16 protein-coding genes and 2 pseudogenes are annotated in these 12,428 nt (G+C 31.8%); 9 read left to right on the top strand and 9 right to left on the bottom strand.

Going from position 1 to position 12,428, the window contains the following annotated elements; all coding sequences use genetic code 11:
• Positions 1–8 precede the first annotated feature (8 nt).
• The 6 genes from SB689_RS13975 to ruvX form a co-directional block, all read right to left on the bottom strand.
• Positions 9–887, bottom strand: coding sequence for a hypothetical protein (locus tag SB689_RS13975; RefSeq protein WP_410692744.1), 879 nt, complete (start codon positions 885–887; stop codon positions 9–11).
• Positions 887–1,660, bottom strand: coding sequence for a nucleoside triphosphate pyrophosphohydrolase (gene mazG / locus SB689_RS13970; protein ID WP_410692743.1), 774 nt, complete (start codon positions 1,658–1,660; stop codon positions 887–889). The genes SB689_RS13975 and mazG overlap by 1 nt, the downstream gene beginning before the upstream one ends.
• A 6-nt stretch (positions 1,661–1,666) precedes the next feature.
• Positions 1,667–2,371 carry a hypothetical protein gene (locus tag SB689_RS13965; protein ID WP_410692742.1) on the bottom strand — a complete coding sequence of 235 codons (705 nt, stop codon included), beginning with the start codon at positions 2,369–2,371 and terminating at the stop codon, positions 1,667–1,669.
• Between the two features lie 116 nt (positions 2,372–2,487).
• The gene (locus SB689_RS13960) at positions 2,488–3,048 is read right to left on the bottom strand and encodes a DUF5606 domain-containing protein (RefSeq protein ID WP_123982996.1); all 561 of its coding nucleotides are present in this window, start codon (positions 3,046–3,048) and stop codon (positions 2,488–2,490) included.
• A gap of 102 nt (positions 3,049–3,150) precedes the next feature.
• The gene (def, locus tag SB689_RS13955) at positions 3,151–3,723 is read right to left on the bottom strand and encodes a peptide deformylase (protein WP_410692741.1); all 573 of its coding nucleotides are present in this window, start codon (positions 3,721–3,723) and stop codon (positions 3,151–3,153) included.
• Positions 3,720–4,136: a Holliday junction resolvase RuvX gene (gene ruvX, locus SB689_RS13950; RefSeq protein WP_410692740.1), complete on the bottom strand. Its 417-nt coding sequence runs from the start codon at positions 4,134–4,136 to the stop codon at positions 3,720–3,722. The genes def and ruvX overlap by 4 nt, the downstream gene beginning before the upstream one ends.
• A 113-nt stretch (positions 4,137–4,249) precedes the next feature.
• Between ruvX and SB689_RS13945 the strand changes: the two genes are divergently transcribed.
• On the top strand, positions 4,250–4,726 hold the full coding sequence (locus SB689_RS13945) for a SixA phosphatase family protein (RefSeq protein WP_410692739.1): 477 nt from the start codon (positions 4,250–4,252) through the stop codon (positions 4,724–4,726).
• Positions 4,727–4,904: 178 nt separating this feature from the next.
• Positions 4,905–5,597, top strand: coding sequence for an archaemetzincin (locus SB689_RS13940; RefSeq protein ID WP_410692738.1), 693 nt, complete (start codon positions 4,905–4,907; stop codon positions 5,595–5,597).
• 82 nt (positions 5,598–5,679) lie between these two features.
• Here the strand turns inward: SB689_RS13940 and SB689_RS13935 are convergent, their stop codons facing one another.
• Positions 5,680–7,221: a serine hydrolase gene (locus SB689_RS13935; RefSeq protein ID WP_410692737.1), complete on the bottom strand. Its 1,542-nt coding sequence runs from the start codon at positions 7,219–7,221 to the stop codon at positions 5,680–5,682.
• 76 nt (positions 7,222–7,297) lie between these two features.
• On the opposite strand from SB689_RS13935, the gene SB689_RS13930 reads away from it, so the two are divergent.
• The 6 genes and pseudogenes from SB689_RS13930 to SB689_RS13905 all read left to right on the top strand — a co-directional run.
• Complete coding sequence (locus tag SB689_RS13930; protein ID WP_410692736.1) at positions 7,298–7,747, top strand: hypothetical protein; 450 nt, start codon at positions 7,298–7,300, stop codon at positions 7,745–7,747.
• Positions 7,747–8,244 carry a metallophosphoesterase family protein gene (locus SB689_RS13925; RefSeq protein ID WP_410692735.1) on the top strand — a complete coding sequence of 166 codons (498 nt, stop codon included), beginning with the start codon at positions 7,747–7,749 and terminating at the stop codon, positions 8,242–8,244. The genes SB689_RS13930 and SB689_RS13925 overlap by 1 nt, the downstream gene beginning before the upstream one ends.
• Before the next feature lie 74 nt (positions 8,245–8,318).
• On the top strand, positions 8,319–8,813 hold the full coding sequence (locus SB689_RS13920) for a Smr/MutS family protein (RefSeq protein WP_410692734.1): 495 nt from the start codon (positions 8,319–8,321) through the stop codon (positions 8,811–8,813).
• 18 nt (positions 8,814–8,831) lie between these two features.
• Entirely contained in the window at positions 8,832–9,548 is a 717-nt protein-coding gene (locus SB689_RS13915; protein ID WP_066752249.1) for a DUF3822 family protein, read from the top strand.
• 40 nt (positions 9,549–9,588) lie between these two features.
• Positions 9,589–9,888 (top strand): hypothetical protein, encoded by a 300-nt coding sequence (locus tag SB689_RS13910; protein WP_410692733.1) that lies wholly within the window; start codon positions 9,589–9,591, stop codon positions 9,886–9,888.
• Positions 9,889–9,913: 25 nt separating this feature from the next.
• A pseudogene (locus SB689_RS13905) lies at positions 9,914–10,504 on the top strand (RsmD family RNA methyltransferase); the annotation flags it as partial.
• Here the strand turns inward: SB689_RS13905 and SB689_RS13900 are convergent.
• Positions 10,501–10,848 (bottom strand): annotated as a pseudogene (locus SB689_RS13900) (winged helix-turn-helix transcriptional regulator). The pseudogenes SB689_RS13905 and SB689_RS13900 overlap by 4 nt on opposite strands.
• Before the next feature lie 82 nt (positions 10,849–10,930).
• Here SB689_RS13900 and SB689_RS13895 point away from each other — a divergent pair.
• Positions 10,931–11,530 (top strand): nitroreductase family protein, encoded by a 600-nt coding sequence (locus SB689_RS13895; RefSeq protein ID WP_410692732.1) that lies wholly within the window; start codon positions 10,931–10,933, stop codon positions 11,528–11,530.
• 41 nt (positions 11,531–11,571) lie between these two features.
• Here SB689_RS13895 and murI read toward each other — a convergent pair whose 3' ends face one another.
• Complete coding sequence (gene murI, locus SB689_RS13890; protein WP_410692731.1) at positions 11,572–12,402, bottom strand: glutamate racemase; 831 nt, start codon at positions 12,400–12,402, stop codon at positions 11,572–11,574.
• Between the last annotated feature and the right edge of the window lie 26 nt (positions 12,403–12,428).

Raw genomic sequence — 12,428 nt, 5'->3', positions numbered from 1 at the left:
TTACAAATTTAAAAAGAGAATTTATAAACATTCCCTCCTGTTTTTTTATCCTTTTCATCAGCGATCAGTAATGTTTTATCATCAACAAAAACAATTGCTTCTTTTTGAGAATTATGGTTTAAAGGTATTTTCTGAATTTTAGCTGAATTAAAATTATTCACCGTAAATCCTGAAAGTACATGAATATTTTTATGGGTCAATAATACAATCTTATCTTTTGTACTATTAATTGTAGCTGAAGTAATCGCAGCATCATTGTAACCTCCTTGAAGCTTCAATTTCCCTATCAATTTCGCTTCAAAATCACCTTCTTTATTAGGAACCTGGAAAACTAAGAAAGTGCCGTCAAACCCTTTGCTCCTATTTTTTGTGAACAGATAAAAATTTCCGTCCATTTCTACGAAAGCTTCACAATCATATAACCAATTTGATTTTTTTGGTGGAAATTCTGTTTGTCCTTCATAATGAAAATTTGTAGTCTGAACAGCCGTTGCCGTTTTTTGAGAAGCATCTTTTAAATCTAATTTTAAGATAGAAAGATTTTGTCTGTTATTATCATTATTTCCAAAATTTCCGATGTAAATATTACCTTGAGAATCTTTTGTAATATCTTCCCAGTCATTGTTTTCCGCATTTTCAACCAATACATCGACAACCAAGTTACCCTGAGTATCTAATCCGTAAACAACATTTTTATTCCCCTGATCTTCTATTGCCCAGATCGTTTTTTTATCCTGAGACAAAGCAATTCCGGAAACTTCCTTTAATTTTTTAGGTAAAGAAAATTCTATTTTTAAAGTATCTTCTTTCGGCTGATCGGTTTGGTTTTTCGGATTGCAACCAACAAGCAAAAGCGAACTTATCGCACAAAACATATACATTTTCATTAGTTTTTATTTAATAGTTTAGCTTCTTCCCACAGAACGTCCATTTCTTCCAGAGACATGTCTTCAAGCTTTAAATTTTTGTCTAAAGCTATAGTTTCCATTTTTTGAAATCTTGAGATAAATTTCAAATTGGTTCTTTCCAATGCTGAATCTGGATTAATTCCTGAAATTCTCGCATAATTGATTAACGAGAAAAACACATCGCCCAATTCCAATTCTTTTTTATTAAGATCTGTTTCAGCATGAAATTCCTGAATTTCTTCATCTACTTTTTTCCATGCATCTTCAGCATCGTGAAATTCAAAACCGATTCCTTTTACCTTGTCCTGAATTCTGTACGCTTTTACCAAGCTCGGCAAACTTTTCGGAACTCCGCCAAGAATAGATTTATTACCTTCTTTTAATTTTAATTTTTCCCAATTCTGTTTCACTTCTTCTTCATCTTTTACTTCTACATCTCCGTAAATATGAGGATGGCGGAAGATCAGCTTTTCATTTAAAGAATTAATCACATCAGCAATATCGAAGCTTTCTTTTTCAGACCCTATTTTCGAATAGAAAACAAGATGAAGCAGCACATCACCCAATTCTTTCTTAATCTCCTGCAAATCGCCCTGCAAAATAGCATCTGAAAGCTCGTAAGTTTCTTCCAAAGTCAAATGACGAAGAGATTCTAACGTTTGCTTCTGATCCCACGGACATTTTTCGCGCAGATCATCCATAATATCCAACAATCTTCCGAAAGCTTCTAGTTTTTCCTGTTTGGTATTCATTAATTTTTATTTTTGTGAAAGATCTTTTTCATCAACATTGTATAGTAAAGGTACTTTATTTGAGTAAATTATTCCTCTAAAAATCTTAGCATCCTTATAGTTGTTATCAGGTATCATGAAAAATTCATCTATTATATCTTTTGGAGCTTGTAAGAATATTTGAAAATAATATTTACCATTATCTTTAAGATCATACACTATTGTTCCATTATCTGAAGGAGCATAATAATGAGGGAAAAGAACTTTTGTAAAAAATTTTTTGCTACTTTTGGGAGCTAATAAAAAAGTATTCTTTGCAATCCAGTAAGAAGTATTTATATCAGCAAGATTATTACTTCTATTATATCTAAATTTTTTCTTAAAAGTTCTACTATCCTTTTCTGAAATTAAAGTTCTAAAATTTGGAAGTATTGTAGAATCATAGCTACCGTAAACAGCTTGCATTAAAGTATCTTTTTCAAAAATTCGATAGTCTAAAAGACCGATATATGGTGCATCAACTACATTATTTTCTCCCGAATTAAATCCCGAATTATCTAAAACCAAGTAATAGTAATGGTTTGAGTTATTCGTAAGACTATAATAAACATTATTATATTCAGTTGCAGAGAGGTTTCTAATCGAATCATTAAGTATCCGAAGTTCAATATCATTATTCTGACAAAATAAAAATTGATAAGAAAGCAAAAGTATAATTGCAAAATATTTCATTGAAAAATAAATAGAAATTAATTTTTGTATAAAGTTAAGTTCTATTTTCTTAAAACAAAAAACCTTGTCAAGAAAATCTCAACAAGGCTTTATATTTAAAAATTAAGATAGATAGACTATCCCATTTTTCTGTGTGTACTTTTTGTAGCTGCTTTTGCTCCAGAAGACGCTTTTGCTTTTGGTGCTGCAGGTTTGTCAGCCTTTGGAGCTGCTTTTTTAGGAGCTTCTTTATCTGTTAAAGTTACTTCACCTGTTACTGGATCTAAAGTTTCAGGTTCAGCTTTTACAAAACTTTCAGGAGTGATGTATCCTGCTTTGTGTAAAATGTTGTACCATTGAGCCAATTTCTTGATATCAGAAGCATAAACTCTTTCTGTATCGTAGTTTGGAAGAGACTCACCCATGAAATCCTTCAATTCAGCATCAGTAGATTTGTGAGAAATCGTTTCTTTATAATCTTGGTTTTTAGCAATATTTTCAAATACTTCAAACAAAGGAACTTCCTTATCAAATGTAAACATCGCAATATTATCAAGTAAACTTACTTGACTAGAGTTTCCAATGCTTACTTTCTTTTTTGTAGTAACATCTTCAATAATAAAACCGTTTCTTAATTGAGAAACTAATTTGTAAAGTCCTGGTTTTCCAGAGATTGAAATTATTTTTTCTAACAGCATAATTTTATTTTTTTTAAATGTAGCAATCGGCTTTTACGCTTCAACAAGCTCAGCGTTGCAGCTTTTTGCAGTTTATTATTTTTTTACTTAATTATTCTCTACCTATTTTGGAAATCTCATTTTATAGCTGATACTTACATCACCCTGAGAAATCTTTGTCAATTTACCTTTCACCAATTTCTTCTTCAAAGAGCTTAAATGATCGGTAAACAGCGTTCCTTCAATATGATCATATTCATGTTGAATTACGCGGGCTCTAATATCGGAAAAAGTTTCCGTATGCTTAACGAAATTTTCGTCATAATATTCTATAAGGATATTGCTTTTTCTCTTAACGTCCTCTCTTACGTCAGGAATTGAAAGACATCCTTCATTAAATTTCCATTCTTCGCCGGATTCTTCAAGAATTTTAGCATTGATGAAAATTTTCTTAAAGTTTACCAATTCATCCTTAATACCCTCATAATCATCATCATCAGCTAATGGAGAAACGTCTATGATAAATAAACGGATATCCAGACCAATCTGCGGTGCAGCCAATCCTATGCCATTTGCACTGTTCATTGTATCGAACATGTTTTCTATCAATTCTTGTAATTCGGGATAATTCTTGTCTATATCTTTGCCTACTTTTCTCAAAACAGGATCCCCAAAGGCTCTTATCGGTAAAATCATCTTGTTCTTTGTTCTAAAAAATTCTGCAATATGATGGTTGCACTTACTTTATCTATTAATCCTTTTTCCTGTCTCTGTTTTTTGCTTTTCCCACTTTGAGAAATAAAAAACGAAGCCATTTTGGACGTAAATCTTTCATCTAAACGATGAACGGGTATGTCTGAAAATTCTTTTTTAAAATTTTCTATAAATTTTAGAATATCAGTTTCTATCTCGGAAATATTTCCTTTTAAATCTGTAGGAAGCCCTACAACGATGTCATTTACTCTGTTTTCGGTGAAATATTTTTTTAAAAATTCCATTAAAACCGGAGTTTGTACAGTGTCTAGACCACTCGCAATGATCTGCATGTCATCTGTCGCTGCAATACCGCAGCGAGCCTTTCCATAGTCTATTGCAAGGATCTGTCCCATAAGTTTGCAAATTTAGTAAATTTTAATGATTTTATTCATCACGTAGTTTTTTTTATAAATCATGTTTCATTCCATTATTTTTTTTATAATTTTAATCTTCCAAAAACGAAATTATGAAGAAACTCATCCTTGTAAGACATGCAAAAAGCGACTGGCCGGAAGAAACAGAGGATTTTGACAGACCTCTGGCAGACAAAGGGTTAGAAGATGCTATGAATATGTCCAGATTTTTAAAATCAAATAAAATTTCGATAGATTATCTGGTATCGAGCCCGGCAGTCCGTGCTCTGAATACGTGTAAAATTTTCAATCAAGCTTATCAGATCAAAATTATGACTGATGAAAAACTGTATAATCCATCGGAAAGAAATTTTGAATCTGTAATTTATGACTTGGATAACGATCATGATTCCGTAGCAATTTTCTCACATAATAATGGGATTTCTAACTTTGCAAATTCTATTTCTGACGATATTTTTCATTTTCCGACTTGCGGTGTTGCTGGTTTTGAAATCGACTGCAATTCGTGGTCGGAATTCGATGGCGCGAATAAGAAATTATTATTCTTTTATGAGCCTGGGAAAATTTAATTTCATTTTTAAAACCTTTTTCTTATCAATATTCATATTCTTTTTTTCATGTGAAAAGAAGGAAAAGACTTATTTTGAAACCATTTCATTAAATGACATAAAACTTTCGGCTCCACAACAAGGTGAATGGAGATATGATCGGAATGAAAAATTTCAGACTTTTGGTGATTTTCAAAAAATGGAAAAAATTAAACCTGAAGCTGGGAAAAATACGATTTATCTACAGCCAATTGGAGATTTTAATGATTTACAAAAGAAAGAAATTGAACTTACTAAAGAATATTTAAAAATTTATTTTCAGCTTGAAACTAAGGTTTTACCAACTTTATCTAATGCTATTTTTCCAAAATCTGTCAAAAGAATATTTAAAAATGGGCAAGAACAAATTCTCGCAGGATATGTTTTGGATAGTATTTTAATTAAAAGAAAACCAAAAGATGCCGTTGCATTCATGGGAATAACAGAAAGAGATCTTTTTCCGAAACCTGAATGGAACTATGTTTTTGGAATAGCATCCTATCAAGATGGCGTTGGCGTTACTTCAATGTATCGATTTGCTGATGGAAATTTAACCGAACTAAATTTTAATAAAAGTCTCGAAAGGCTTATAAAAATAAGTTCCCATGAAATTGGACATATGTTTGGAATCAGCCATTGCCTGAATGCCAATTGTGTGATGAATGGAACAAATCATCTTCCTGAAACCGATTCTCATTTCGCGAGAGCCTGTTCACTTTGCCAACAAAAACTGAATTCAAGTATTAAATATGATAATAAAAAACGATTGCTTGAATTAAAAATATTCTTTGAAAAACAACACTTAAAATCTGAACTGACAAGAACTGAACAGGATTTGAAATTGTTAAAATAAGTTTCGGCTAAAGCCAATATTAGGCTACAAAACAAAAAAAACGGACTAAAGTCCGTTCCTATTGATAATAAATATTTTGTTTTTATTTTCTCTTCAAATCCAAATCTTCAAAATCGAAGCTGAAATCGGTAACGTCCGAAATAGGTTTCAATTTTGCAGACTGTGCTTTTCCATTTTCATCATAATTAAAAATAATGTAAGAATCGGCGTCATAGCTTCTATCATCCCATTTTATAATGAAAGAATTGTTCGAATATGGAAGAAGTTCACCTTTTAATCTAGGAGAATTTTTACATGAAATTCTATAATTACTTCCTTGCTGAGAAATTTCTACATCTCCGAACCAAATATCATTATAGCTTCCTACAAACTGCTCTGTTTTTGGTTGAAGATTTTTATCTTTTTTAAATGACTCAGATTTTGCAAAAGCTTCTTTCTTTTGTTTTTCATAAACAGCTTCATTTTTTACCATTTTTTCACCGTAAGTTTTGAGCCAATTTCGGTCTGCAACACCTAAATAAGAATCTTTTACAGTATTGGTTATTGTATTGAAAGCTGCTCCAGACTGTTGATTAGTCAAGACTACAATCCCTAGTTTCAGATCGGGAATTAATGTAAACTGAGTTACCGTTCCAATCAATCCACCTGTATGTTGAACTTGTTTGTGGCCTTTAACATCACTTAAAAACCACCCCATCCCATAACCGTAAAAGCTAGTATCATAAGGACTTTTAGGAGCTATTTTATCTGGGATCTGTAAACTCCAAAGCTGTTGAACATTTTTATCTGAAACTAATTTTTTCCCGTCTTTTGTAGTAAAATTATTCAATAAAAATTCTGCCCAAGTCGTCATGTCTTTAATGTTGCTCATAATTCCACCTGCAGCGTTGGCTGTTTCATTCCAGTCGTGAGGAACTGCGATCGCTTTTCCGTCTACAGGAGCGTGAGCATCAATTTTATTGGTTACGGCTTTTGCTCTGTTATAACTTCCGAAACTTGAAGTCATACCAACAGGTTTCATAATTCTCTGTTCGATAAAATCTGCCCAGCTTAATCCTGAAACTCGGTGAATCACTTCTCCAGCAACAATAAACATGATGTTATTGTAATCTAAAGTCGTTCTGAAAGGGTTTTCAGACTGCAGATATCTTACGTTATGAATAATGTCATTCACCGTTAAATTTCCACCTTCAGGAAAAAACATTAGATCACCTTGTCCCAACCCTAATCCGGCTCTGTGCGTTACCAAATCTTTAATCGTTACATTTTGAGAAACATAAGGATCATACATTTGAAATTCAGGAATATATTTTGAAACTTTATCATCCCAGCTCAGTTTTCCTTCATCCGCTAAAATCGCCAATGCAGTACATGTAAAACCTTTTGAATTGGAAGCAATTCCTACCAAAGTATTGTCGTCCATTGGCTGTTTTGTTGTTAAAGAACGTACTCCAAACCCTTTTGAATAGATTAGTTTACCATCTTTGATCACTCCGACAGACATTCCGGGAACGTCAAAAGTTTTTAATGTATTCTGGATCAATTCGTCCAGTTTTTTTTCTTCAACCTGCGCAAAAGACATCAGAGAAAGAAAAATAAAGAACAAAGAAAAGTTATGCTTCATTATTTTAAAATTTTCTCAAAGTTAATCAATTCAGCATTTATTGAGTAAATTTGCATTTCGATTTAAACACTAAAAAATGACAACAAAAAAACTATTAGCTTTTTTTTTATTTATACTCAGTTTTAATTTTTATTTCTCGCAAGAAGTTGTGATAAAGGATGATAAAGTTCTTCTTGATGGAAAGCAGATTTTAAAAGCAGAAAAAATCAATGTTTTTCAATATTCTTTCTTTACAATGAAAGATGATGATGAAATTTTAATGTGGAAATATATGGATAACGAAACTCCCAAATACATGGAAGACGATTATTTTATCCTGAAATTTCTGACTGAAAAAGTAACGGTAGAGACAACAGATATTTCAAAAATTGCCAATTTTATGAACTCCAGAAAAGGAATGGAAAAGTTGATCAAATGGCTATTAAAAGAAAGAGTGATCAATAATGAAGGTGAATTAAACCCAGAACGGGTTGCCATTTTCAAGGAAAAATATGACGAAAATATTACCGAAAGAACTGTTAGATAATGACCAAAATTCTCCTCCTTTCCGATTCTCATTCCTACATTGATGACCGAATTTTAGAATATGCCCGACAAGCTGATGAAATTTGGCATTGCGGCGATTTTGGCAGTTTCGAGATCATTGAAGAGCTTGAAAAAATTAAACCATTAAAAGGCGTTTACGGAAATATTGACAATGCTAAAATCCGTTCTGAATTTCCTGAAGTAAACCGGTTTTTTTGTGAAAATCTGGAAGTTTTAATGATCCATATCGGAGGTTATCCCGGAAAGTATACACCTCTAGCTAAAGAAGAAATTACAGAAAAAGCTCCGAAATTATTTATTTCAGGGCATTCTCATATCTTAAAGGCGATGTATGACAAAAAAAATGATCTTCTTCACCTTAATCCCGGAGCTTGCGGAAAACAGGGTTGGCATAAAATGAGAACAATGATGCGTTTTGTGGTTGATGGTGAAGAAATAAAAGATTTGGAGGTTATAGAATTGGGATCAAAAACTTGATGTTTTAAACACTATATCACTATTTAAATTCTTGATATTATTTGTGTCTTTTGTGTTTGTATTTAAAAATTATTATGAAGATAGGCGATAAAGTTTCTGTGGTAGACGAAGATTTAAGTGGAATTGTGACTTCCGTTCATGGAAAAACTGTGGTTTTTAAAGATGAATATGGATTCACCTATCAATATCCACAAGAGAAATTAGTTCCTAAAAATGCTGATCTTTATGAAAATATTAAAGTTGTAAGAAAACCCGAAGCTAAAAAGATTGTTTCAAAAAAACATCAGAATAATGCTTTGGTTTTGGACTTACATTTTCATAATTTAGTTAAAAATCCTAATGATTATGATAGTTTCGAAAGACTGTTTATTCAAAAGGAAAAGCTATTACAAACCATTACTTTTTGCAGAAAAAACAATTTAAAAAGGCTGGAAATCGTTCACGGAATTGGTGATGGCGTTCTTCAGAGAATGGTTTTTGATGTTTTGGAAAGCCAAAGTAATCTTGATTTTTACAATAAAGATATACTTCATCATCAATCGGGTGCGGTAATGGTAGAATTTCACTAAATTTGCAACAATTGTAATATGAACGTACTTAATTTACTTTTTACCAAAGACGGATTGATCTACCAAATAGCTAAGAATAAAAGCATTTTGGAGGAAAAATCTTATTTCGTGACAGAGGAAACTCCGGAAAATTTCATTGCTGATCAACTGGATGATATTCTCATAAAACAAAGATTTGACGAAATTCATGTAATCTCGTCACTGAATCATTTTACTCTAATGCCTGAAGGATTTTCAGAGCATGATGCAGGCTTTGAGCTGATTGCTTTCAACGCTCCTGTAGACAAGGAAAACGAGGAACTGATGCTTTCTGTGAATAAAAAATTCAAGGTTCAGTTTTATTATACTTTTCCGAAAACTTTTTATAAGAAAATAAAAGAATTGGCGATTCCTGTTCATTTTAATTTTTCTGGGGAAAAGTTTTTAAATTCGATCAACAATAAAAATAATAAAGAAATTCACATCAATTTATATCATAATCAGTGTGAATTTTTTGCCATTGACAATAAAAAAATCATCTTATACAATAATCTGGATGTAAATTCGGAGGTAGATTTTCTTTATTTTGTAATGTTTACGTTAAGCAAAATCGGTTTTGGAATCAATGAAACCAGCTTTTTTGCTTACGGAGAAACCACTGAAAATGAAACCTTTATTTCAGAATTACAGAAATTTGTAAAGAATCTGAAAATTGTATTTGATAATATTCCTAATAAGAATTTTATACTTGTATAGTCTAATTTCATATTTCAACTAAAAACTTTAACCATTTATCATGAAAAAATCTGTTTTTTATTTTGTAATAGCTATATGTAGTTTCGTTATTACTTCTTGTGGCTCGACTAATATCAGTGATCAAAAAGACGGTCTATCTTATGAAACGGCAGTCAAAGCAAAAAGTGTAGAAAACGAATATTTATTTATAAGACAAAACTGTAATGATTGTAAAGTAAAATCACAATCATTAACTGAACACAACGGGAAGCCCTTTGATGTAATAACTGTAGAAAAAACTGACGGAACAACATTAAAATATTATTTTGATATAAAATCTTTTTACGGAAAATTTTATTAAAAAATAAAACAACAACTCAACTAAAAAAATGTACAGAATAATATCCGGCCGATGGAAAGCCAAAAAAATAGCAGCTCCAAAGAATTTTGATGTAAGACCGACGACGGATTTTGCAAAGGAAGCTTTGTTCAGTATCATAGAAAATACGTATGATATGCAGTCGATCTCCGTGCTGGATCTTTTCGCAGGAATCGGGTCTATTACGTTTGAATTTGCGTCGAGAGGCTGCAAAGACGTAACATCCGTAGAGATGAATCCAAAACACACTTCTTTCCTTAATTCGACTGCTGCAGAGCTTGATATGTCTGTGCAGGTGAGCGTTCAGAGAGGAGATGCTTTTGATTGGTTAAAAAAATTCAGAAATAAAAAATCTTTTGAGATCGTTTTTTCTGATGCGCCATTCGAGATGGAAGAAAAAAAATACTACGAACTGCTTTCTTTAGTATTGAATAACAAATATTTAAAAGAAAACGGTGTTCTGATTGTTGAACATCAAAGCAGACTGAAATTCGATCATCCCAACTTTTTAGAAACCAGAAAATACGGAAACGTGAGTTTCAGTTTTTTTAAACCGAATACTGTAGAAACAGTAGAAATAGATAACCAGGAAATTTAATTCTTGGTTATTTTTTTTGAAATTTCTACCGCATCTTGTCCCCATTTTGTAATTTCAGTTAAAACAGGAAGCAATGTTTTTCCAAAATCCGTTAATGAATATTCTACCATTAAAGGTGGCTTTTCTGTGAAAACTTTTCTGTCGATGATATTATCTTCTTCCAATTGTTTTAGTTGAAGACTTAACGTTCTTTCCGTTATTGTCGGGATTAATTTTCTTAATTCGTTATATCTTTTTGCTCCATCAATTAAATAAAACAAAATTACTGCTTTCTATTTTCCGCCTATAAACCTCATTGTGACGCTGGTACAGCAAGGATATGGCTTGTTATCTACTGTATACATTTATACTATCATTTTTTACCGTTATTGCAAAGTTAATAAACTTAAATTAATTTTGTAACTATAAAAATGATAGTACAAAATTATGAACTTTTTAAACAAAATGAAAACGAGGTATACTGTAAAAAAATACAATCCTCAAGGAATCATCAGCGAAGAACAAATAGCTCAATTAAAAGAAATTTTAAACCTGAGTCCATCTTCCATCAACAGCCAGCCGTGGAATTTTGTGTTTGTAAATAATCTTGAAATCAAAACTGAATTGGCAGAAGCTTCTTATTTTAACAAAGAGAAAATTGTAGACAGCAATCAGTTGGTTGTATTTCAGGTGATCAAAAACGTTAAAGATTTTGAAGAGCAGATTGAGGAAAATCTTCCCGAAGGTTCTATCAATTATTACAAGAACTTTGTAAAACCAAAAGGTGAAGAAGCTATAAAATCATGGCTTGGACATCAGGTTTATCTGTCTCTTGGAGTTTTTCTTTCTGCTTGTGCTGATATGGGAATTGATTCCACACCGATGGAAGGAATTGAAACAGATAAATACAACGAGATTTTGAAAAATGAAGCCTATGAAACTTTGTTTGCAGTAGTAATCGGTGAGAAATCCGAAGAAGACAGCAATCAACCTAAATTAAACCCAAAGAAAAGATTAAAAGCTGAAAAAGTAATTTTAGAATTTTAATTACAATAAAAGCTGTTTCAAATTGAGACAGCTTTTTGTTTTTATAATACTTTAAATTCTAAATCAATGGACTTTCCGAAGAATTTTTTTGAGATTTTTTCAAAGTTTTTGGTGAGATCCGATAGGTAAAAATGATAATTGGGTTTTGGATTACTCTCATTCAACAAATTATATTTATCTAAAATAATCTTCAAATGATTGGCAACAATATTTGGTGAATCAATTACACGAACGCGGTTTCCGTAATATTGTTTGATTTCATCAATCAACAAAGGATAATGCGTACATCCTAAGATCAATGTTTCAATATTTTTTAATTTACTGTTGCTTAAATAATTATAAATGATTGCATGTGTGATCGGATGATTTTTAAACCCCTCTTCAATAGCCGGAACCAATAAAGGCGTTGCTAATTCATCAACTTTGATCCACTTGTTATGCTTTCTAATGCTTTTTTTATACAAGCCTGAATTCACCGTTGCTTTTGTAGCAATAACTCCAACGTTATTATGAATTTCGTACGAAACTTTTTCTGCAACAGGATTTATTACATCAATCACAGGAACTTTTCCGGCAACAGATTGCATCACTTCATTCAAAGCATTCGCCGTCGCCGTATTACAGGCAATTACAATCGCTTTGCAATTTTGAGCCAACAAAAAATTGGTGATCTTTGTAGAATATTCGATGATCACTTCCTTTGATTTTTCACCGTACGGAAGGTGTTTTGTATCTCCGAAATAGATCAGATCTTCATTAGGAAGAAGTCTTTTTATTTCTTTAGCAACCGTTAATCCTCCAACCCCACTATCAAAAATTCCGATAGGCTGTTTTGCTGAAAGATGCGAGTAATTTACTTTTTTAGTTTTCAAGTGAGCTGAAATTTTATACAAAAATA

The organism is Chryseobacterium sp. SIMBA_038 (assembly GCF_046535115.1).
GTDB lineage: Bacteria > Bacteroidota > Bacteroidia > Flavobacteriales > Weeksellaceae > Chryseobacterium.
This window is presented reverse-complemented; position numbering and strand designations above follow the sequence as displayed.